This is a genomic window from Streptomyces sp. NPDC040610, from assembly GCF_055594065.1.
The window spans coordinates 238,451-259,819 of the sequence record NZ_JBVIXA010000011.1; the positions used below are offsets into that span (position 1 = coordinate 238,451).

Below are 21,369 nucleotides of genomic sequence, written 5' to 3' on the forward strand. Positions count from 1 at the left end.
GCTCACATGATGGGGTCGGGCTCCCGGGCCAGGTCGGCCGCGCCGACCATGCCCGCCTTGTTGCCCAGCTGCGCGGCGATCACCTCCGCCTGCGGACGCCACTGCGCCCCGACGAGCCACCGCTTGAAGGACTTGCGGATCGGGTCGAGCACCAGCTCGCCCTCGTCCGAGAGGCCGCCGCCGACGATGAACGCCGAGGGGTCGAACAGCGAGGCCAGGTCGGCGAGTCCGGCGCCGACCCAGCGGGCCAGCTCGCGGTAGGAGTCCACGGCGACGAGGTCGCCCTGGCGGGCGGCCATGGAGATGTGCTTGCCCTCGATGCCGTCGGGGGTGCCGTCGCCGAGGGAGAGCAGGTACTCGGCGTTCTCCGGGGTGGCGTTGGCGCGCTGCTTGGCGTACCGCACGAGGGCGCGGCCCGACGCGTACTGCTCCCAGCAGCCCTGGCTGCCGCAGCCGCACAGCAGGCCGTCCGGGACCATCCGGATGTGGCCGAACTCGGCGGCCACGCCGAAGTGGCCGCGGCGCAGCTTGTTGCCGATGATGATGCCGCCGCCGAGGCCGGTGCCGAGGGTGATGCAGATGGCGTTGCGGTGGCCCTTGCCGCCGCCGAACTTGTACTCCCCCCAGGCCGCGGCGTTCGCGTCGTTCTCGACGACGACCGGCAGGCCGACGCGCCGCTCGACCTCGTCCTTCAGCGGTTCCTGGCGCCAGTCGATGTTCGGTGCGAAGTAGACCGTGGAGCGCTGCCGGTTGACGTATCCGGCGGCGCCGATGCCGACGCCGACGATCTCGTGCCCGGCCCGGGCGCCCTCGACGGCGGAGGCGATCGCGTCGACGATGGCCTCGGAGGTGCCGGGGGTGGGCACCTTGAACGTCGACAGGATGTGACCGTCCTCGTCGACCACTCCGGCCGCGATCTTCGTGCCGCCGATGTCGACGCCGATGGTGAGTCCCATGAATCCCTCAGTTCGATCGAGCCCCGCTACGGCCCACCGTACCCGAGGGGGGTCAGTCCAGATCGATGTGTTCCCCAGGTCCGGGGCCCTCGTCGCGGCGATCCGAACCGTCCGGGGCGCCGGGGGCGGTGTCGTCGCGCGTCCAACGGGCCTCCTGGCCGGTGACCGCGCTGCGGTAGGCGGCGAGCAGCTCCGCACCGGCCGCCGCGAGGTGGTCGAAGACGTCGGGGTTGCGTTCGATGACGGGCTCCACGGCAGCCTTCGCCTGCCGGACGACCTGCTGCACCGTCTCCTGCACGGCGCCCTGGGCGACCGCGCCGAGCAGCGGTGACTGGAGCCCCGAGAGTTTGTCGGAGACGGCGTCGACGAGCTTGCGCAGCTCCTCGGCGGCGGAGCCGGGCGGCGGCCCGTACTGGGCGCGGCGGCGGGCCTTCTCCGCGGCGAGGTCCTCGGCGCAGGCCGTGGCCCACGCGTCGGCGTCGGCGGGGGCGGGCTCGGGGCGCTCCGGCTCGGAAGCGTCGCGCTCGGTGGCATCGCTCATGACGGGCTGACTCCTGCGCAGGGCCGACGAATTCGTACTCTCGACGTTACCCGAATGGCGGCAGGCCGTTCACCGGGTCCGGGGCCACAGGTCCGGGTCGGGGGCGAAGCGGATCCGCAGGGTGCCGTCGCGCAGGGCCGCGCCGGTGACGGTGCAGCGGCGCAGCGCGGAGGGCAGCGGAACGATCCGCCGGAACGGTCCCGCGGTGATGACGAGGTCGTCGCCGCGCCGGACCAGGCCCAGCTCCTCGCGCACGGCGCCGGGCAGCGGGATGGTCCAGTGCAGCAGGGAGTCCGTGGCGAGCGCGTCGGTGACGGGCCAGTCGACCGGGTCCGGGGCCGGTCCGGGGGCGGGGGCGCCGAGGGCGGCGAGGTCGTCGGCGCCGCGGGGGTCGGGGCCGAGGTGGGGGATCTCGTGGGTGCGGTACGTGTGCGTCCACTCGCCGAGCGTCTTGTGCTGCTGGGCGCGCAGGGCGGTGAGCCAGGGCGCCTGCTCGGGGCCCTGGGGCGCGGGCAGGGCGCGGTTGGCGAGGAGGCCGTCGAGGGTCAGGCCGTGCAGGGCGAGGCCCGTGGCGGTGCGGGCGACGGCGTCGGCTCCGGCCGGGCCCGGCTCGGCGACCAGGCGGACGCTGGTCCCCGGGTCCTCGATCACGGCCTGCGCGGCGGCGAGCGCCGCGTCCCAGCGGTCGGCCGCCTCGTACAGCGACCCGGCGGGCACGGGGACGCCCGCGAGGCGGCCGAGGACCGGGCGCAGGGCGCGGGCCGCCCGCCGCTCGGGGGGCAGCAACCGGCGCAGATAGCGGCGCAGTTGGGCGGGCAGGGCGAGGAGCGCGAGGGCGCGGGGGGCGGCGGGCAGGTCGACGACGACGGTGTCGTACGACTCCGGGGCCGCGCGCAGGGCGCCCAGGAGGGCGAGGTCCTCGGCGCCCGGCAGCGGGGTCAGCTCCTCGTCGTCGAGGCGGCCGGCACCGAGCAGGTCCAGGGCGGGACGGGCGTGCTCCTGGAGCGTGAGCAGGCCCGCGCGGAAGCCGGGGTCCGGGTCCGGGCGCAGGGCAGTGAGGCCCGGCGCGACCTGGACCGGGCGGGGCCCGGTGGGGGTGCCGAGTGCCGCGCCGAGGGTGTCGGCGCGATCGGCGGACAGGAGCAGGGTGCGGGTGCCCTCGCGGGCGGCGGTGAGGGCTGTGGCGGCCGCGAGGGTGGTGCGGCCGGCTCCGCCGGGGCCGGTGAGAAGGAGGGTGCGCATGCGGTGGGACTCTACGTCGGCGGGGACGGGGGTGCCCCGCCCCCCACGTCGGAGGCGCCGCAGGGCCAGGCCCTGCCGCGGACTACGCCTTGGTTTCCACGCGCTTCTTCAGACCTGCCAGGGCGCGGTCGATGATGACCTTCTCCGCCTTGCGCTTGATCATGCCGAGCATGGGGATCTTGACGTCGACGGTCAGCTGGTAGGTGACCTCGGTGCCGGTGCCCGCGGGCTTCAGCAGGTAGGAGCCGTCCAGGGAGCGCAGCATCTGGGACTTGACCAGGGTCCAGGACACCTCGTGCGCGCCGCTCCAGGTGTACGCGAGGGTCTGGTCGTCCTTGATCGCTCCGGCGTCCATGACGAGCCGGACCTGCTCGGCGCGGCCGGAGTCGTCGGCCTGGAGGACCTGGGCCTCCTTGACCTCGCCGGTCCACTCCGGATAGCGGGCGAAGTCGGCGATCACGTCCATGACGTCGGCCGGTGCCGCCTCGATCGTGATGCTCGAGCTGGTGTATTCCGCCATCGCGGTGGCTCCTCCAGATGCGGTCCGGTGCGGGCGCTTGTGTCTGCCCGCTGAAGGCTACCGCGCACGCGACCTGCGACGGTCACCCCGTCCACTCCAGCGCCCAGGGTCGCCCGGACCCCGCGAAGTGTCCGACGTTCACGCACTCGGTCGCCCCGATCCGCATCCGGCTGACCAACGGCTGGTGCACATGGCCGAAGAGCGCGTACCGCGGCCGGGTGCGCCGGATCGCGTCGAGCAGCGCGCGGCTGCCCCGCTCGAAGCGGCGCGCCACCGTGTCGTACACGAGCTCGGGCACCTCCGGCGGGATGTGGGTGCAGAGCACGTCGACCTCTCCGACGGCCTCGATCTTGGCGGCGTACTCCTCGTCGCTGATCTCGTACGGCGTGCGCATCGGGGTCTTGAGGCCGCCGCCGACGAAGCCGAAGACGCGGCCGCCGATCTCCACGCGCTCGCCGTCGAGGACGGTGGTGCCGGGACCGGCGTATTCGCGCCACAGCTGTGGCATGTCGACATTGCCGTACGTGGCGTACGTAGGGGTGGGGAAGGCGGCGAACAGCTCGGCGTACTGCTTGCGGACCGCCTGCTCCACGGCCGGGCCGCGGTCGAGGCCCGCCCACAGCGAGGCGCCGAAGGCGCGGGCCTCCTCGAAGCGGCGGGCGGTGCGCAGCTCGACGAGTCGGGTGGCGTTCTCGGCGCCGAACAGATCGGGGAAGATGCCGCGCGCGTGGTTCGCGTAGTCGAGGAAGAGGACCAGGTCACCCAGGCAGATCAAGGCGTCGGCGCCGTCCCCCGCGCGGGCCAGGTCCTCGGCGTTGCCGTGCACGTCACTGACCACATGGACCCGGAAACCTCGCATGCCGGTCACCTTAGGACGGCGGGGCCGGGGCCGACCAGGGCGGGGTGTCCGAGCGGGCACGGGCGGCGGACCTGCGGTTACTTCCGAGTCAGGAAGAGCGTGGCGTACTGTGCGGTTCAGACCATAACGTCGTGTGACGCACGGAACATCTGGCCCGGCCCCCCTACCGAACCAGCCATACCGGTGGGTAACGTCCGGGCAGTCCAGTAGTGCTCAGCCCCTCACGAAGTCCCGAGGAACCCCCAGAGCCCCCCGACTGAGCACCTGCCCGACCTTGGACCGCACCGTCGCATCGCACAACGTCGTGGCGTCGGCGCCCTATGTAGGAGCAGCAGTCTTGCGCGAGTTCAGCCTTCCGGCCCTGTACGAGGTCCCCGCGGACGGCAATCTGACCGACATCGTCCGCAGAAACGCCGCGCAGCACCCGGATGTGGCGGTCATCGGCCGCAAGGTGAACGGCAGTTGGCAGGACGTCACGGCCACGGCCTTCCGCGCCGAGGTGCGGGCCGCCGCGAAGGGCCTGATCGCGGCGGGCGTGCGGCCCGGCGACCGGGTCGGCCTGATGTCCCGTACGCGCTACGAGTGGACACTGTTCGACTTCGCGATCTGGAGCGCGGGCGCGGTCTCCGTGCCGGTGTACGAGACCAGCTCGGCCGAGCAGATCCAGTGGATCCTCGGCGACTCGGGCGCGGTGGCCTGCGTCGTGGAGACCGACGGGCACGCCGAGGCCGTCGAGTCGGTGCGCGACCGGCTGCCGGCGCTGACGCAGGTGTGGCAGATCGACCGGGGCGGTGTCGAGGAGCTGAACCGGGCGGGCGCCGAGGTCTCCGACGAGACCGTCGACGAGCGGGGCGCCGTCGCGGGCGCCGACGACCCCGCGACCATCGTCTACACCTCCGGCACGACCGGCCGCCCCAAGGGCTGCGTGCTCACCCACCGCAGCTTCTTCGCGGAGTGCGGCAACGTGGTGGAGCGCCTGAAACCGCTCTTCCGCACCGGCGAGTGCTCGGTGCTCCTCTTCCTGCCCGTCGCGCACGTCTTCGGGCGCCTGGTGGAGGTGGCCGCCCTGATGGCCCCCATCAAGCTCGGCCACGCGCCCGACATCAAGCACCTGACCGACGAACTGGCCGCGTTCCGGCCCACGTTGATCCTCGGCGTGCCGCGCGTCTTCGAGAAGGTCTACAACGGCGCGCGCGCCAAGGCGCAGGCCGACGGCAAGGGCAAGATCTTCGACAAGGCCGCGGACACGGCGATCGCCTACAGCCGCGCCCTCGACACCCCGGGCGGGCCCTCGATCGGCCTGCGTATCAAGCACAAGATCTTCGACAGGCTGGTCTTCAGCAAGCTGCGCGCCGTCCTCGGCGGGCGCGGCGAGTACGCCATCTCCGGCGGCGCGCCCCTCGGCGAGCGGCTCGGCCACTTCTTCCGCGGCATCGGCTTCACCGTCCTCGAGGGCTACGGCCTCACCGAGTCCTGCGCCGCCACCGCCTTCAACCCCTGGGACCGGCAGAAGATCGGCACCGTCGGGCAGCCGCTGCCCGGCTCCGTCGTCCGCATCGCCGACGACGGCGAGGTCCTGCTCCACGGCGAGCACCTGTTCAAGGAGTACTGGAACAACGAGGGCGCCACCGAGGAGGCCCTCGCCGACGGGTGGTTCCACACCGGGGACATCGGCACCCTCGACGAGGACGGGTATCTGCGGATCACCGGCCGCAAGAAGGAGATCATCGTGACGGCGGGCGGCAAGAACGTCGCTCCCGCCGTCATCGAGGACCGCATCCGCGCGCACGCGCTCGTCGCCGAGTGCATGGTCGTCGGGGACGGGCGGCCGTTCGTCGGTGCGCTCGTCACCATCGACGAGGAGTTCCTCGTGCGGTGGGCCGCCGAGCACGGCAAGCCCGCCGGGGCCTCCGCCGCCTCGCTGCGGGAGGACGCCGACCTTCTCGCCGCCGTCCAGCAGGCTGTCGACGACGGCAACGCGGCGGTCTCCAAGGCCGAGTCCGTCCGCAAGTTCCGCGTCCTGCCGGCCCAGTTCACGGAGGAGTCCGGGCACCTCACGCCGTCCCTGAAGCTGAAGCGGAACGTAGTCGCGAAGGACTACGCGGACGAGATCGAGGCGTTGTACCGGGGCTGAGGTCTGGGGCCTTGCCGGGGGCTCCCCAACCCCACCCCTTCCCGGCTGTGTCGATTTGCGGCTCCGCCGCGTGGGGGCTCCGCCCCCGGACCCCCGCTCCTCAAACGCCGGAGGGGCTGAAATACAGCAGCACATGATCTAGCCCGTCCGGCGTTTGAGGACGAGGCGCGAAGCGCCGATCAGCGGGGCAGCCCCCGGTTTCGGAGAAGGGGCGGGACTGGGGCGCCCCGCGAGGGCCTACAGCAGCTCCCGCAGCCTCTCCGCCAGGAGGTCCCACCGCCAGCGCTCCTCGACCCAGCGCCGCCCCCGCTCCCCCATCCGCACCCGCACCTCGGCATCCCCGAGCAACGCCACAATCCGGTCGGCGCAATCCTCGGCGGAGCCACCCCGCACGACCCACCCGGTCTCCCCGTCGAGAACGGCGTCCGGAGCCCCCCCGGAGTCCCCGGCGACGACGGGCAGCCCCGTGGCGGAGGCCTCCAGGTAGACGATGCCGAGCCCCTCGACGTCGAGCCCCCCGCGCCGCGTACGGCAGGGCATGGCGAAGACGTCCCCGGCGCCGTAGTGGGCGGGCAACTCGGCCCAGGGGACGGCGCCGGTGAAGACGACGGAGTCCGCGACCCGCGTCTCCGCGGCGAGCCGCCGCAACTCCTTCTCGTAGGGCCCCCCGCCCACGATCAGCAGCACCGCGTCCGGCTCCCGAGCCAGAATCCGCGGCATGGCGAGGATCAGCGTGTCCTGCCCCTTGCGCGGCACGAGCCGCGAGACACACACGACGACCGGCCGGTCGGTGAGCCCGAGCCGGGCCCGCACGGCGTCGCCGCCGGAACCGGGGTGGAAGGTCTTCTCGTCGACACCGGGCGGCAGTTGGACCATGCGCCCGGCCGCGGCGGGCGTGAGCGCGGCCGCGATGCGGGAGCGGGTGTACTCGCCGAGATACGTGATCGTGTCGGTCGACTCGCCGATCCGGCGCAGGAGTTGGCGGGATGCGGGCAGCTGCGCCCACCCGGCCTCGTGGCCGTGCGTGGTCGCCACGAGCCGCCGCGCCCCGGCCCGCCGCAGCGCGGGCGCCATCAGGCCGAGCGGCGCCGCCGCCCCGAACCACACGGACGTGCAGTCGTGTTCACGCAGCAGCGAGACGGCACGGCGGGTGACGCGGGGCGTGGGGAGCAGCATCGTCGTGGGGTCGCGCACGACCTGGAAGGGCTGTTCGGCGTCGAAGGCCGCGGTGGCCTCGACGCCCTCGCGGCCGCGCTTCCAGGTGGAGGCGTAGACGACGATCTGGGCGGGGTCCAGGCGCAGCGCCATGTTGTGCAGGAACGCCTGGATGCCGCCGGGCCTGGGCGGGAAGTCGTTCGTGACGATCAGGGTCTTGTGCATCGCCGCCGACAGTACCGGCCGGACGCCCGCCCGCGCCGCACGGCCCCGCCTCGCCCGCCCGCGCCGCCCCGCCCGGCATCATGACCCACCAAAACCTACTTAAACGCGTCAAAAGCGGGCGAGGCAGATATGACGGGCACGGGACAGACGGAGACAACGGAGGCCCTCACCGCACGGGCCGAGCCCGGGAAAACGAAGCCGAACGGATCTGGCCCGGACGGACCCGGCCCAGATGGATCTGGTCCGGGTGGACCTGGCCCGGACAGAGCTGGCCCAGACGCCCCCAAGCCGGACAGACCCGGCCCGGACGGCCCCGAGCCGCACAGAACCAGCCCGGACGGCCCCGGACCGCCCGGCGAACCACCCCACCCGCCCCACCACTCCCCCCACCTCTCCTCCCTCACCACCCTCACCCCCGACCTCCGCCTCCTCTTCCTCTGGGTCCCCACCCGCGCCCTCCTCCTGCTCTGCGTCTTCCGCGTCATCGTCATCCCCGGCCCGGACGTCACGAGCGACGTCTCGTTCATCTACCAGGGCTGGTACGAGGTCCTGCGGACCGGCACGTTCCCGCTCGACGACGTCACCTGGCAGTACCCGCCCGCCGCGGCGCTGGCGATCCTCGGCCCGGCGGCGCTGCCGTTCCTCGGCTATCCCGCCGCGTTCTTCCTGCTCGCGTTCCTGGCCGACGCGGTCGTGACGGGGCTGCTCGTGTACGCGGGCGGGCGGCCCGGCAGGACGCTGCGGGGGGCCTGGGTGTGGACGGCGGGCGTCGCCCTGCTCGGGCCGACCGCGTACGCCCGCTACGACCTCATGGTGACCGCCGTCGCCGTCGCCGCGCTGCTCGCCGGGGCGCGCCGGGCCCGCACGGCGGGGGTGCTCGCCGGGTTCGGGGCGGTGGTGAAGGTGTGGCCGGTGCTGCTGCTCGTCGGTGCGCCGCGGGGGCGGGCGGCCCGGCGTTCCTGGGGTGCCGCGGTCCTCACGGCGGGCGCCGTCACGCTGGTGTTCGTGGTGACGATGCCGGGGGCGCTGGCGTTCCTGACGTTCCAGCGCGACCGGGGCACGGAGGTCGAGTCGCTCGGCGCGCTCGTCTTCCACGTGGCGCGCCAACTCGGCTGGCCCGGGGAGGTGCGGCTCAACTACGGCTCGGTGGAGTTCCTCGGGCCGTACGTCCCGCTGGTGAGCGGGGTGGCGCAGGCGCTGTCCGTGGCCGCGCTGGGATGGCTGGTGCTGTGGCGGGTCCGGGCCCGGGTGTGGACGGCCGCCACGGCTGCGGACGCGGCGTTCGTGGCGGTGCTGCTCTTCACCACGACGAGTCGGGTGATCAGCCCCCAGTACATGCTGTGGCTCGTCGGGGTGGCCGCCGTCTGCCTTGCCTCGCGCGGCAGCCGGATGGGGTGGCCCGGTGGGCTCCTCCTCGTGGCCACGTTCGTGACGTTCCTGGAGTTTCCCGTGTGGTTCGCGCATGTGGTGGCCAGCGACGGGTTGGGCGTGACGCTTCTTGTCGTACGCAATGGCCTGCTGGTCGCGGCGACGGCACTGGCGTGCCGGGCGCTGTGGCGGGGGGCGGTGCCTCGCGGGTGCGCCCCGGTACCGCCCCTCCCCGATCCCGGGGCTCCGCCCCACGGACACCTACCGGCCCGCCCCGGCGAAGTCTCAGCCCGTCCGGCGATCGAGGACGAGGCGCGAAGCGCCGACAGCGGGGGCCCGGGGGCGCAGCCCCCGGTTTCGGGAAGGGGCGGGGTTGGGGAGCCCCCGGCAAGGCCCCGGCCTCAGCCCAACTCCTCCCGCACATAAGCCCGCCACCGCCCCGTGAAGTCCTCCCCCGTCGTGCCGAGCACATCCCGCAGGGCCCCCTCCACCGCCCCGGCCCGCCCCCGATGCCGCCCCACGGCCTCGTAGAAGGCCCGGAGCTTCTCCTCGCCCCACTCCTCCGCGATCATCCGGCAGGCCAGCCAGGAGCCCTCGTAGGCCCGCGCGAGCCCGGCCGCGTCGCCGCTGAAGCCGAAGGCGTCGTCGGCGGGGAGGGCGGCGGGCAGCCGGCCGTCGACGACCGCGCGGCGCAGTTCGGGGGCGGCCTGGTGGGGGGCGCGGTCGGTGCCGCGGTAGCCGACCCAGTCGGCGAAGCCTTCGGAGAGCCAGAGCGGGGTGGCGCGGGAGGTCCGGGCACGGGTGGCGACGTGGGTGGTCTCGTGGGTGAGGACGACCTGCTTGCCCAACTCGCCGAGGACGCCGTACGCGTCGGGGTTGATGACGATCCGGTCGGCGGCCGTCCGCCCGGAGCCGCCCGCCTCGCCGGTGGTGACGGCGGCGATCCCCTGGTAGCCGGAGGCGGGCGCGCCGAGGAGGTCGGCCATGCCGTCGAGGGACTTGGGCACGAGGACGACGACCTTGCCGGGCCAGTCGCCGCGCCAGGCGTCCCGCACGGCGGGCACCGCGCGGTCGGCGAGCCGCGCGTACCGCCGCAGCTCGGCCCGTTCGCGGCCGACGCCGAGGATGAGGCTGTGGGTGCCGCGCACGGCGTCGACGCGGCCCTGGTCCCAGAGCTGCTCGGTGGCCTTGTCCGCGGGACGCTCGGCGGTGACGTACCAGCGTCCCCCGCGCCGCTGGAGGGACAGGGTCCGCTCGGCGGTGAGGGGCGCCCGGTCGTAGCCCGCGACGCGGTAGCTCAGATCGGCGGTGGCGGTGGCCCGGGTGCCGTCACGCTCGAAGTCCTTGAGGCGGTACGTCCAGGACTTCAGGGGGACGTCGCGCAGGCGGTCGTAGGCGGCGGTGGGACCGCCCGTCGCCCGGTAGGCCCGGGGGTCGCGCTCCAGGACGGCGTCGGCGCGCCGGTCGAGCAGCCGCCGCACGTCGGCGGGGGCGGCGTCCGCCGTGTCGTCGCGCCCGCAGCCCGCGAGCGCGGCGGGGGCGAGCACCGCGAGGCACACGCCCGCGCCCGCCGCCGCCCGCGCGCTCCGCCCACGCCCCTGCCCTCGACCAGCCACGTTCCCGATCGTACGGGGGCGCGCGGCCGCCGCCCCGGCCCGTGCGGCCGAAGACCGTCGCTCAGACCCGGGTCACGGACGACACCGGCATCATCCCCACCGGGTCGTAGCGCACCGCCGCGCCGGGGTAGGGCGCGTGCACCACCTGGCCGTTGCCGACGTACATGCCGATGTGGCTGGCGTCGTCGCGGTAGGCGACGAGGTCGCCGGGCTGGGCCTGGCCGAGCGGCACCCGCTGTCCCGCGCCCGCCTGGGCCTGCGAGGTGCGGGGCAGACCGACGCCCGCCTGCGCGTACGACCACTGGGTCAGGCCCGAACAGTCGAACCCGGTGGGGCCGTTGGCGCCCCACACGTACGGCTTGCCGACCGCCGAGCGGGCCGCGGCGATGGCGGCCGCGGCGCGGCCCGACGCCGGGGCTCCGGCGCCCGCGAGGTCGGGCATGTCGGCGCGGCCCGAGCGCGACGACCTGTCGTCCCGCTCGCGCTCCGCCTCCGGCAGCGAGTTGAGCAGCTGCCGGGCCTTGGCGAGCTTGGTCTCGACGGTGCGCTTGTGGTGGGCGACCGTCTTGCGGCTCTCCTCCAGCTCGGTCAGCTTGCGGGTGGCCTCGGAGCGCTCCTGGGCGAGTTCGCGCTGGGCCCGCTGGAGCTTGGTGAGTTCGCCGCTCTGCCGGGCGCTGATGCGGTCGAGGGCCGAGGCCCGGTCCAGATAGCCGTCGGGGTCGGAGGAGAGCATCAGGGCGAGCGCGGGGTCGATGCCGCCCGAGCGGTACTGGGCGCCGGCGAGCGTGCCGAGGGCGCCGCGCATCGCGTTGATGCGCTCCTGGCCCCGCGCGACCTTGTCCTTGGCCCGTTCGACCTGGTCGCGCAGTGTGTCCGCGCGCTCGTCCGCCTTGTTGTACGCCTCCGTCGCCTTCTCGGCCTGCTCGTAGAGGCGGTCCACCTTGGCCAAGGCATCGGACCGCGGGTCCTGCGGGGCGGCGCCCGCGGGTGCCGCGGCCAGGGCCGCCGCGGCGGCCGCGGCGGACAGGACGGTGATGGTGGCGGTGCGTACGCACCGGTCGGGACCGGTGGGTGCTGCGGGACGGCGATGGGATCCCACGGGAAGCCGCTCTCCCTTCCGCTGGAACGGACCCCCGCCGGAGCGGGGGACTGTCGGTCCCCCGCGCGGAGCGGGGGCCGCTCCCCGGGTGTCGGGGAACGCGCGCGACAGTAGCGGCGTGATCAGGTCGCGACCAAAGACCCTGAACGTCCACGCACAGTGACGCCCCGCCTCAGACGCAGGTCATCGGCGGGGCGCGGGGTCAGCGGAAGTTATCGGAATTCGCCCGATCGGACGGTGCGTCGGACGCCGTCCGGGGCGGTCGGCCCCGGTACCGGCGTCGGCGCGGCCCGGACGTCAGATGCGGACGCCGAACTGGAACGGCATGTTGTTGATCGACTCGTAGCGGACCACGGTGCCGGTGCGCGGCGCGTGCAGGACCTGGCCGTTGCCCGCGTAGAAGCCGACGTGGTGCAGGTCGCCGTAGAAGATCACCAGGTCGCCGACGCGCAGGTCGCTCTGCGAGGCGATGCGCGTGCCGTAGTTGGCCTGGGCCTGCGAGGTGCGCGGGATGTCCATGCCGGCCTGGGCGTAGGCCCAGGAGGTGAGGCCGGAGCAGTCGAAGGAGGAGGGGCCGGTCGCGCCGTAGACGTAGGGCGAGCCGATCTTGCTCTGCGCGGCGGCGTACGCGGACGAGGCGCGGCCCGAGCCCTTGGCGGGGGCGCCGCCCTTGGAGTCGGGCTTGTCGAGGGCCTGGCGCTCGGAGTCGCGCGAGGCGCGGTCCTCCTTGGCCTTCAGGGCGGCCCGCTCGGCGGCGGACAGGGAGTTGAGCAGGCGCTGGGCCTCGCCGAGCTTGCCCTGGACTTCCTTCTTCTTCTTGCCGAGTTCGGTGCGCGTGGTGGCGAGGTCGCCGAGCTTGTCCGCGGCCTCCTTGCGCTGCTGCGCGAGGGTGCGCTGCTTGGCCTGGATCTTCTTCAGGGACTCGGCCTGCTTGGTGCTCAACTGGTCGAGCGCGGAGGCCTTGTCGAGGTAGTTGTCCGGGTCGGAGGAGAGGAAGAGCTGCAGCGAGGGGTCGATGCCGCCGGAGCGGTACTGGGCGCTGGCGAGCGAACCGACGCCGCTGCGCAGCTCGTTGAGGTCGTCCTGGCCACGGGCGACCTTGTCCTGCAGGTTGTCGACCTGCTTCTCCAGCTTCTGCTGCTTCTCCTTGGCGCCGTTGTACTTCTCGGTCGCCTTCTCGGCCTCTTCGTAGAGCTTGTCGACCTTGGACTTGACCTCGTCCTTGCTCGGCTTCTCGTTCGGCGCGGCGTTCGCGGCCTGGGAGGTGAGCGCGACGGCCGCGGCGGCGGTCGCGGTCAGCACGGTCACACGGGCGCGGCCCGGCTGCTTGGGTCGACGGTGTGACGCCACGAAGGCGGCTCCTTCGATGAGTGATCAACAGAGCGGAGGTCTGGGGTGACCCTAGTGACCAGCCGATGATCAGATCAAATCCTGACCATGAAAAAGTCGGCCGCCGAGCGTTTTCTTTACGAAGAATCAACGTTCGGTAGCGGTCATTTGACGCTCCGTCCCGGGCATCCGCGACCCAATTCGGGCATACGGTACGGGAGTTACGGATGGGGCTCAGCCCCGCGAAAGCCTCTTCAGGAGCACCGCGGACGCCACCGGGCGCGCCCCCGCCTTCGCGATCCCGTCGGCCACCTCGCGGTCGGTCGACACCACGATGACGGGGCGGCCCGGCGGTTCGGCGCGCACCAGCTGCCGGATCAGCTCGTCCGCCGTCACCCCGGCCTTGGAGAAGAGCACCCGCACCCCGCGCGGCGGCGCGAGCAGCACCGGCGCGGCCAGCTCGGCGCCGTCGAAGACGCAGGTCACCTCGGCCCCGCTCTGCAGCGCGAGCTGGGAGAGGGAGCCGAGCAGGCGCAGCCGCTGCTTCTCCAGGGGCATCGTGGGATAGCCGGTCTTGGTGACGTTGTAGCCGTCGACGACCAGATGCGCCTGCGGCAGGGCCAGCAACTGGTCGAGAATGGCCGGATCGTTCTCGGACAGCGCGCGGGCGGCGATGTCCTTCGGCGTCATCCGGCCGGGCTCGACGGCGTCGACGGTCTCGGCGGGCCGCACGGACACCGGCGGCAGGGCCAGTTCGCGGCGCAGCCCCTGGGTCGCCTCGAGGACCGTGTCGAGCAGCAGCCGCACCCGCATGTCCTCGACGCTGCGGCCCTCGCGCGCGGCCCTGCGGGTGGCTTCGAGGGCCGCCTCGGCCTCACCGAGACGGGCCTTGAGGCGCCGCGTCTCGCTCTCGGCGGCGGACAGCTGGGTCTGGCCCTCGGAGCGCACGGCGTCGGCCTCCGCGGCCGCCTTGCGCAGCGCCGCCTCGCCGCGCTTGATGTCGCTGAGCGCGGCGCGCAGCTTGCGGTGGGTGGCGTCGGCCTCGCGCCTGGCCGCGTCCAGCTCGGCGCGCAGCCGCTCGGTCTCGGCCTTGGTGTGGGTGCGGGCGGCGGCGAGCTCGGCGCGCAGCCGCTCCAGTTCGGCCCGGGTCTCCTCGTCGGCGCGCTCGGCGTCCGCGCGCTGGGCCTCCTCGCCCGCGGCGGTGACGAGCTTCACCCAGCCGAGCGGGCGCAGCACATAGGCGGCGGCCGCGACGTCCAGCGGGTCGGCGGCGGGCGGCGGCGTGCCGGCGTCCAGGGCCTCGGCCAGCTCGGGCTGTGCCTCGCGCAGGCGTTCGCCGATGCGCTGGCGGAACAGGGGGTCGCTCTCCAGGGCGGCGGCCATGGCGTTGGCCGCGAACTTCACCCGCCTGCTCGGGGTGAAGCGCGCGTACTGACGCAGCTGGGGTGGCAGTTCGGCGACCGTGAGGCCGCCGAAGCCGTCCGACACGATCTGTACGACCGCCCGCCGCACGCCGTCGGGCAGCGGACGGTCGAGCACCTCAGCGGCGCCGTCCTCCGGCGTTCCGCCCGCGCTCTCCACCATCGGTCACCCCACTAGCTGTGCGGGGCCCGCTCCCGTTTCAGGAGCCGGCCCCGGGCCTGTCCACGAGTTCCACCTGGTCCACCGCGTTGCACCAACGGCAGCGGACCGACTCGATGGTCTCACTGACGACCTCGCGTTCTTCGACCTTCGGCGCTCCGGCCAGGTCGAGGTGCACATATTCGACGACCTTCGAGGAGCGGGTCACGTCGAAGCGCGTGAGGTTGCCGCAGAGGGCGCAGCGCCATCGGGTGGTTTCGGTCGGCAGGGGAACCGTCATCGTGACGTTCGCTTTCCTTCGGGAACCGTGGTGCGTATTGCCCGTAACCCTAAGGCCTGCGTAAGGGGCTCCGTACGCACATGGGTGGGCGAGGCGATCTGCGGAGATCGCTGCCGTTACGTCATGCTCTGTCCATGATCACTGCGTGGGTCCCGGCCGCCGGCCGGATGGTCGGGCGACAGGCGGCTCCGGTGACGTACGCGCTGATCGTCGCGTGCTGTCTGATCTTCCTGATCTCCCCGGGCTCCGGCCTCAACCCCTCCTACGGCACCGGCGACGAGCTGATCGCCGCGCAGCGGGCCTACTTCGAGCGCTGGGGGGTGGTACCCGTCGAACTCCTCAGCGGGAAACCGCGGGCCGCGCTCACCGCCGTGACGGCGCTGTTCGTGCACGGCAGCTGGCTGCATCTGCTCGGCAACATGCTCTTTCTGTACGTGTTCGGGGTGATGGTCGAGGAACGCATGGGCCACCTCCAGTACACGCTCTTCTACCTCGGCTGCGGATCCCTCGCCCTGCTCGCCTACGCGATCGCGCACGCGGACTCCGGACAGACCCTGGTGGGCGCCTCGGGGGCGATCTCCGCCGCGCTCGGCGCCTTTCTGTATCTCTTCCCGAAGGCGCGGGTCACCAGCCTCTTCCCGTTCCTGTTCTTCCTGCCGCTGCGGTTTCCCGCGTGGGTGGTGCTGCCGTTCTGGGTGGCGCTGCAGTGGGCGGCGGCGGGGCAGGAGCGGCAGGGGCCCGGGGTGGCGTATCTGGCGCACCTGGTGGGCTTTTCCTTGGGGTTTGTCTACGCCTGGGGGCGGCGTCGGGGGCCAAGTAGAGTGAAAGCCTCTGGAACGGCCACCGAGGGAGACAGTCAGCCGTGATCACCGCGATCGTGCTCATCAAGACCAGCGTGGACCGGATCCCCGAGATCGCCGAGTCGATCGCCGCCCTCGACTGCGTCAGCGAGGTCTTCTCCGTCACCGGTACGTACGACCTGATCGCGATGGTCCGGGTGGCCCGCCACGACGACCTCGCGGACGTCATCCCCGGCAGGATCAGCAAGATCCCCGGCGTGGAGGGCACGGACACGCACGTGGCGTTCCGCACGTACTCGCAGCACGACCTGGAAGCGGCGTTCGCGATCGGCCTGGACTCCTAGCCCCGGTCCGGTCCGGGCACGCGTGCCCGGCCGCCCCCGGATGAGGGATTCTTCATCTGCGGCTCATGCTGACGACGCGGTACGCCACGCACCATCGCCGCCATGGTCTTCTCCCATCGCATCGCGGCCCTGGCGGCCGTCGTGGCGATTCCGCTGGGCATCGCCGTGACGAGCTACGCCCTCACCGACAGCCCCTCGTCGCCCAAGGTGCCGCCCAAGGTCGAACTGGACAGCGGCTCCCCGTCCACCGCGCCGACGAAGCCCCAGCCCACCCCCAGCGACCAGGTGGTCTCGCCGCCCCCGGTCGGCGAGAACTCAGGGGACGGCAGGGGCAACCAGGACGATCAGGGCGACGATGACGACGACGGCAGCACCGGATCCCACTCCCCCGGACCGACCGGCGAGTCCGGCTCCTCCGGGGACGACGACGCGGACGACGGGCCCGGGGACGACTGACCTTGGGACGTCCGGCCCAGGGACGACCTCCCCGGCGGCGACCGCCGAGCCGCCCGGCGCCGCGCACCGCCGCATCTCCGCGCGCGTCCGCATCCTGCTCTGGCTGCTCCTGGTGATGGCGGTCGCGCTCGCCGCGGTGGCCGCGACCACCCGCTCGATCCTGCTGCGCGACGTCGACCACCGCGTCGACCGGCTGCTCACCCAGGAGACCGGCGAGTTCACCAACTTCGTGGACCGGGGCGTCGACCCGGTCACCGGCGAGCGCTTCACCGACCCGCGCCGCCTGCTCAAGGTCTTCCTCGAGCGGCAGTACGCGGACCCCGACGAGGAGCTGATCGGTCTCGTACGCCGCGAGGGCGCGGGCCCGGCCCAGTTCACCCAGCCCCGGGAGCTCTCGGTGCGCCACCCGCTGCACAGCGACCCGGCCGCCCGGCGTGCGATCTTCGCGGCGGACGGCTCCACGGGCACCCTGGACCGCCGCTCCGGCGAACTGCGCTGGGCGAAGGTCGAGGTGGCCCGGCACGGCGACGAGCCGGAGGCGGCGTTCGTCGTCGCCTTCCACCCGGCCGCCGAACAGGCCAAGGCGGACGACGTGTTCCGCATCCTGCTCGCCATCTCCGGCGTCGCCCTCGTCCTGACCACGGGCATCGCGTGGGCCGTCGCCGGGCGCATCCTCAAACCCGTACGCCTGGTGCGCACCGCGGCCGCCCAGCTCACCGAGCAGGACCTGACCCGGCGCATCCCCGTGCACGGCAAGGACGACATCGCCGCGCTCGCCGACACGTTCAACGGCATGCTGGACCGCCTGGAGCGGGCGTTCGCCGCGCAGCGCGAGTTCGTCGACGACGCCGGGCACGAGCTGCGCACCCCCATCACCATCGTCCGCGGCCACCTGGAGCTGATGGGCGACGACCCCGCGGAGCGCGAGGAGACGGTCCGTCTGGTCACCGACGAGCTGGACCGGATGAGCCGCATCGTCGAGGACCTGCTGCTCCTCGCCAAGGCCGAGCGCCCCGACTTCATCAGGCCGGAGCCGGTGCAGCTCGCCGAGCTGACCGCCGATGTCTTCGTGAAGGCCCGCGCCCTCGGCGAGCGCCGCTGGGAACTGGCCGAGACCGCCGACCGCGAGGCCAGGCTCGACCCGCAGCGCATCACCCAGGCGATGGTCCAGCTCGCCCAGAACGCCGTGCAGCACACCGTGCCCGGCGGGCCGATCCGCGTCGGCTCGCGCCTGGTGCCCGGGCGGATCGAGCTGTACGTCGCCGACAACGGCCCCGGCGTCCAGGCGCAGGACGCCGAGGTCATCTTCGAACGCTTCCGGCGCGGCACGTCCCGGCGCGGGGCCAGGACCAGCGGCGCGGGGCTCGGGCTCTCGATCGTCCGCGCGATCGCCCGCGGCCACCGCGGCGAGGTCCGGCTTCGCCCCACCGACGGCGGCGGCGCCACCTTCGTACTCGTACTGGAGGACCAGACATGAGCCGTGCGGCGACCACCGGAGGCCGGACGTGAGCCGGGTGCTGATCGTGGAGGACGAGGAGCGCATCGCCTCCTTCGTCGACAAGGGGCTGCGGGCCAACGGCTTCACGACGACGATCGTGGGCGACGGCGACGCGGCGTACGACTACGCCCTCACCGGCGGCTTCGACCTGATCCTCCTGGACATCGGCCTGCCGGGCCGGGACGGCTTCACCGTGCTCCGGGAGCTGCGCGAGGCGCGGGTGTCGGCTCCGGTGATCGTGCTGACGGCGCGCGACTCCGTGCGGGACACGGTCGCGGGGCTCGAGGGCGGCGCCGACGACTGGATGACGAAGCCGTTCCGGTTCGAGGAGCTGCTCGCGCGGGTGCGCCTGAGGCTGCGCACGGCGGCGCGGGCGCCCGAGGTGACCGTGCTCCGCAGCGGCGAGGTGACGCTCGACCTGCGCACGCGCAGGGCCCGTTCCGGCGAGCGCACGGTGGACCTGACGGCGCGCGAGTTCGTGCTCCTTGAGCTGTTCCTGCGCCATCCCGGGCAGGTGCTCTCCCGGGAGCAGATCCTGTCCCACGTGTGGGGCTACGACTTCGACCCGGGGTCGAACATCGTGGACGTGTACGTACGTGCGCTGCGCAAGAAGCTGGGGGCGGAGCGGGTGGAGACGGTGCGGGGCATGGGGTACCGGCTGCCCGGGTGAGTGCCGGACCCTGGTGCCCGGGCGAGTGCCGGGGCCCGGTGCGGGCCGCCGGTGAAGTTCCTTTCATCTTCGGCTCATTGGGGGCTCACGGCGCGCCTGAACGCTGAGTGCCGTGACCCTGACCCCGCGGCAAACGATCCTGCTCTGCCTGGCGCTGAGCCTGTGCGCACTCCTCGTCGTCCCCGGCAACTTCCCCGGCCTGAGCGGTGACGCCCGCCTCACCCTCGCCGTCTTCGCCCTGGCCACCTGCGCCTGGATCGGCACGCCGATCGACGACACGTACATCGCGCTCGGCGCGGGCCTCGCCCTCACCGCCACCGGCGTGATCAGCAGCGACACCCTCTTCGGGACCCTCGGCGACGAGACGGTGTGGCTGCTGATCTGCGCGTTCGTGCTCGCCGCCGCCGTGGCGCGCAGCGGGCTCGCGGGGCGGGCGGCGGCGTTCCTGGTCAGCGGGGCGCGCAGCGTCCGGCAGTTGACGCACCTGACGACCGCCGCCCTCGTCGTCACGGCCTTCGCGGTGCCCGCCACCTCCGGCCGGGCCGCGCTCGCGGTGCCCGTCTTCCTGGCGCTCGCCAAGGTCCTCGCCGACCGCAAGCGGCTCGTCGTGATGCTGGCGCTGCTGTTCCCGACCGTGATCCTGCTGTCCGCCGTCGCGACCCTGATCGGCGCGGGCGCGCATCTGATCACCGTGTCGGTGCTGTGGGAGGCCACCGGTGAACGCATCGGCTTCACCCAGTGGTTGCTGCTCGGCCTGCCGCTCGCCATAGCGTCCTCGCACCTGGCGGCCGAGGCCGTGCTGTGGACGACGACCCGCCGCGCCGACCGCACGGGCCCCGTCCACATCACCGCCGAACAGATCCAGGAGCACAGCGAACACCCCGTCACCGGCCCCTGGGAGCCCGCCGAGACGCGCTGCGCCCTGCTCCTGGCCACCGTCGTCGCCCTGTGGTGCAGCGAGCCCCTGCACCAAGTGCCGCCCGCCGTGGTCGCGTTGATCGGCGCGGTCGTCGCGTCCTCGCCCGCGCTCGGCACCGTACGCCTGAAGGACGCCCTGAAGACCGTGCCGTGGGCGCTGCTGCTGTTCATGGCGGCGACGATGGCGATGGGCGTGGCGCTCGCCGACTCGGGCGCGGCGAAGTGGCTGGTGTCGGGGCTGCCCGTCGATCTGCCGCCCGGCCTGTTCCTGGCCGCCGTCATCGCGATCAGCACGGCGGCGCACCTGGTCCTCCAGTCCCGCTCGGCCCGCTCGTCGGTCCTGGTGCCGCTGGTGGTCGCGGCCGCCGTGGGCGCGGGCGTGAACCCGGTCGCGGCCGCGCTCGCGTCCACGGCGGCCGCCGGTTTCTGCCACACCCTGCCCGCGTCCGCGAAGCCGGTGACGCTCTTCGCCGAGATACCCGGCACACCCACCTACACCCCGCGCGACCTGCTCCGCCTGTCCGCCGTCCTGGCTCCCCTGACGGCCGCGCTCGTCCTGCTGTTCGCCCTCGCGGTGTGGCCGCTGCTCGGCGTGCCCGTCGTCCGCTGAGCCCCACTCCCTCGCCGCTCGCTCACCACTTCAAGGAGTACGTCCATGCCCCTCACCCGTTTCGCCGTCGCCCCCAGCGGCTTCAAGGAGTCCCTGTCCGCCCAGTCCGTGGCGGAGGCCATCGCCGCCGGGGTCAGGCGCGTCGTGCCGGACGCCGCCGTCGACCTGATCCCGCTGGTCGACGGCGGCGAGGGCACCGCACAGGCACTGGCCGCGGCTTCCGGGGGCCGCCTGGTGGCGCTGCCCGCGACGGGCCCCGTGGGCGAGCGCATCGGCACCCACTTCGCGCTCCTCGGCTCCGGCACCGCCGTCGTGGAGATGGCCGCGGCGGCGGGCCTCAGCCTGGTCCCGCGGGACCTGCGCGACCCGGGCGCCACCACCACGTACGGCGTGGGCGAGCTGATCCGCGCCGCCCTCGACACCGGCGCCCGCCGCATCCTGGTGGGCTGCGGCGACTCGGGCACGTCGGACGGGGGCGCGGGCGCGCTGCAGGCCCTCGGCGCCCGGCTCCTGGACGAGGACGGCTGGGAACTGCCGTACGGCGGGCGCGAGCTGATGCGGCTGCACCACATCGACACCACCGGCCTCGACCCGCGCCTCGCGGACACCGAACTGCTCGTCGCCTGCAACCCGCACAACGTCCTGTGCGGCGAGCACGGCGTGGCTCGCGTCTTCGGCCCGCAGAAGGGCGCGACCCCCGCCCAGGTCGAGCAGCTCGCGGCCGGCCTCGAACGCTGGGCGTACGTCCTGACCCGCGACCTGAACGTCACCACCGACCTCTACAACGGCGTCGGGACCGGCGCGTCCGGCGGCCTCGGCGCCGGGCTCGCCGCGCTCGGCGCCCGGCTCCTGCCCCGCTTCGACGTGCTCCTGGACCATCTGGACCTGGACGCCCGGCTCGCCCGCGCCGACCTGGTCGTCACCGCCGAGGGCGCCCTGGACCACCAGACGCCGCGCGGCAAGGTCCCGGCGGAGGTGGCCCGGCGCGCCAAGCGGTTCGGGCGGCCCGTCCTGGTGCTCGCGGGCACCATCGGGGACGGGGCGCACGCGGTCCGGGAGCTCGGTGTGGACGCCTACAGCGCGATCCTGCCCGCCCCGGTGTCGCTCCCGGAGGCGCTGAGCCGGGGCGGCGAGTTCCTGACGGACGCGACGGAGCGCGCCCTGCGCA

The 21,369-nt window shown here is 73.5% G+C and carries 19 protein-coding genes and 1 pseudogene; 9 read left to right on the forward strand and 11 right to left on the reverse strand.

Annotated features, from left to right (window positions below):
• Nucleotides 1-2: 2 nt before the first annotated feature.
• From ACZ6AA_RS31920 to ACZ6AA_RS31940, 5 genes are all read right to left on the reverse strand, one after another.
• Nucleotides 3-956 (reverse strand): ROK family glucokinase, encoded by a 954-nt coding sequence (locus ACZ6AA_RS31920; RefSeq protein ID WP_087883749.1) that lies wholly within the window; start codon nucleotides 954-956, stop codon nucleotides 3-5.
• Between the two features lie 52 nt (nucleotides 957-1,008).
• Nucleotides 1,009-1,497, reverse strand: a complete 489-nt coding sequence (locus ACZ6AA_RS31925) for a DUF5304 domain-containing protein (protein ID WP_468449148.1) — start codon at nucleotides 1,495-1,497, stop codon at nucleotides 1,009-1,011.
• A 69-nt stretch (nucleotides 1,498-1,566) separates the two neighbouring features.
• Nucleotides 1,567-2,739 carry an ArsA family ATPase gene (locus tag ACZ6AA_RS31930; protein WP_468449150.1) on the reverse strand — a complete coding sequence of 391 codons (1,173 nt, stop codon included), beginning with the start codon at nucleotides 2,737-2,739 and terminating at the stop codon, nucleotides 1,567-1,569.
• A gap of 82 nt (nucleotides 2,740-2,821) precedes the next feature.
• The gene (locus ACZ6AA_RS31935; protein ID WP_405653956.1) at nucleotides 2,822-3,259 is read right to left on the reverse strand and encodes an SRPBCC family protein; all 438 of its coding nucleotides are present in this window, start codon (nucleotides 3,257-3,259) and stop codon (nucleotides 2,822-2,824) included.
• Between the two features lie 82 nt (nucleotides 3,260-3,341).
• Nucleotides 3,342-4,118 carry a metallophosphoesterase family protein gene (locus tag ACZ6AA_RS31940; RefSeq protein WP_468449152.1) on the reverse strand — a complete coding sequence of 259 codons (777 nt, stop codon included), beginning with the start codon at nucleotides 4,116-4,118 and terminating at the stop codon, nucleotides 3,342-3,344.
• Nucleotides 4,119-4,455: 337 nt separating this feature from the next.
• Between ACZ6AA_RS31940 and ACZ6AA_RS31945 the strand changes: the two genes are divergently transcribed.
• Nucleotides 4,456-6,252, forward strand: coding sequence for an AMP-dependent synthetase/ligase (locus ACZ6AA_RS31945; protein ID WP_471461794.1), 1,797 nt, complete (start codon nucleotides 4,456-4,458; stop codon nucleotides 6,250-6,252).
• A 237-nt stretch (nucleotides 6,253-6,489) separates the two neighbouring features.
• On the opposite strand, the gene ACZ6AA_RS31950 is transcribed toward ACZ6AA_RS31945, so the two are convergent.
• A complete protein-coding gene (locus tag ACZ6AA_RS31950; RefSeq protein WP_471461796.1) occupies nucleotides 6,490-7,632 on the reverse strand; it encodes a glycosyltransferase family 4 protein in 1,143 nt (380 codons plus the stop codon).
• Between the two features lie 462 nt (nucleotides 7,633-8,094).
• Between ACZ6AA_RS31950 and ACZ6AA_RS31955 the strand changes: the two genes are divergently transcribed.
• Nucleotides 8,095-9,426 (forward strand): glycosyltransferase 87 family protein, encoded by a 1,332-nt coding sequence (locus ACZ6AA_RS31955; RefSeq protein WP_471461902.1) that lies wholly within the window; start codon nucleotides 8,095-8,097, stop codon nucleotides 9,424-9,426.
• On the opposite strand, the gene ACZ6AA_RS31960 is transcribed toward ACZ6AA_RS31955, so the two are convergent.
• The 5 genes from ACZ6AA_RS31960 to ACZ6AA_RS31980 form a co-directional block, all read right to left on the reverse strand.
• Nucleotides 9,402-10,559, reverse strand: a complete 1,158-nt coding sequence (locus ACZ6AA_RS31960) for a hypothetical protein (RefSeq protein ID WP_471461904.1) — start codon at nucleotides 10,557-10,559, stop codon at nucleotides 9,402-9,404. The two genes, ACZ6AA_RS31955 and ACZ6AA_RS31960, sit on opposite strands and share 25 nt — an antisense overlap.
• Before the next feature lie 118 nt (nucleotides 10,560-10,677).
• Nucleotides 10,678-11,715 carry a C40 family peptidase gene (locus tag ACZ6AA_RS31965; protein ID WP_468449159.1) on the reverse strand — a complete coding sequence of 346 codons (1,038 nt, stop codon included), beginning with the start codon at nucleotides 11,713-11,715 and terminating at the stop codon, nucleotides 10,678-10,680.
• A gap of 297 nt (nucleotides 11,716-12,012) precedes the next feature.
• Nucleotides 12,013-13,065 (reverse strand): C40 family peptidase, encoded by a 1,053-nt coding sequence (locus tag ACZ6AA_RS31970; protein ID WP_468449161.1) that lies wholly within the window; start codon nucleotides 13,063-13,065, stop codon nucleotides 12,013-12,015.
• A 213-nt stretch (nucleotides 13,066-13,278) separates the two neighbouring features.
• A complete protein-coding gene (locus ACZ6AA_RS31975) occupies nucleotides 13,279-14,628 on the reverse strand; it encodes an NYN domain-containing protein (RefSeq protein ID WP_468449163.1) in 1,350 nt (449 codons plus the stop codon).
• 37 nt (nucleotides 14,629-14,665) lie between these two features.
• Nucleotides 14,666-14,905, reverse strand: coding sequence for a hypothetical protein (locus ACZ6AA_RS31980; RefSeq protein ID WP_030360887.1), 240 nt, complete (start codon nucleotides 14,903-14,905; stop codon nucleotides 14,666-14,668).
• 134 nt (nucleotides 14,906-15,039) lie between these two features.
• On the opposite strand from ACZ6AA_RS31980, the gene ACZ6AA_RS31985 reads away from it, so the two are divergent.
• The 7 genes and pseudogenes from ACZ6AA_RS31985 to ACZ6AA_RS32015 all read left to right on the forward strand — a co-directional run.
• Nucleotides 15,040-15,771: a rhomboid family intramembrane serine protease gene (locus ACZ6AA_RS31985; protein ID WP_468449165.1), complete on the forward strand. Its 732-nt coding sequence runs from the start codon at nucleotides 15,040-15,042 to the stop codon at nucleotides 15,769-15,771.
• Nucleotides 15,768-16,049, forward strand: a complete 282-nt coding sequence (locus ACZ6AA_RS31990) for an Lrp/AsnC family transcriptional regulator (RefSeq protein ID WP_055550052.1) — start codon at nucleotides 15,768-15,770, stop codon at nucleotides 16,047-16,049. The genes ACZ6AA_RS31985 and ACZ6AA_RS31990 overlap by 4 nt, the downstream gene beginning before the upstream one ends.
• 102 nt (nucleotides 16,050-16,151) lie before the next feature.
• Nucleotides 16,152-16,505 (forward strand): small secreted hydrophilic protein, encoded by a 354-nt coding sequence (locus ACZ6AA_RS31995; protein ID WP_468481028.1) that lies wholly within the window; start codon nucleotides 16,152-16,154, stop codon nucleotides 16,503-16,505.
• A 115-nt stretch (nucleotides 16,506-16,620) separates the two neighbouring features.
• On the forward strand, nucleotides 16,621-17,982 hold the full coding sequence (locus ACZ6AA_RS32000) for a sensor histidine kinase (RefSeq protein ID WP_471461806.1): 1,362 nt from the start codon (nucleotides 16,621-16,623) through the stop codon (nucleotides 17,980-17,982).
• A 28-nt stretch (nucleotides 17,983-18,010) separates the two neighbouring features.
• Nucleotides 18,011-18,673 (forward strand): response regulator transcription factor, encoded by a 663-nt coding sequence (locus tag ACZ6AA_RS32005; RefSeq protein WP_087883754.1) that lies wholly within the window; start codon nucleotides 18,011-18,013, stop codon nucleotides 18,671-18,673.
• A gap of 112 nt (nucleotides 18,674-18,785) precedes the next feature.
• Nucleotides 18,786-20,201, forward strand: coding sequence for an SLC13 family permease (locus tag ACZ6AA_RS32010; RefSeq protein WP_468481027.1), 1,416 nt, complete (start codon nucleotides 18,786-18,788; stop codon nucleotides 20,199-20,201).
• Nucleotides 20,202-20,246: 45 nt separating this feature from the next.
• Nucleotides 20,247-21,317: pseudogene (locus tag ACZ6AA_RS32015) on the forward strand (glycerate kinase family protein); the annotation flags it as partial.
• Between the last annotated feature and the right edge of the window lie 52 nt (nucleotides 21,318-21,369).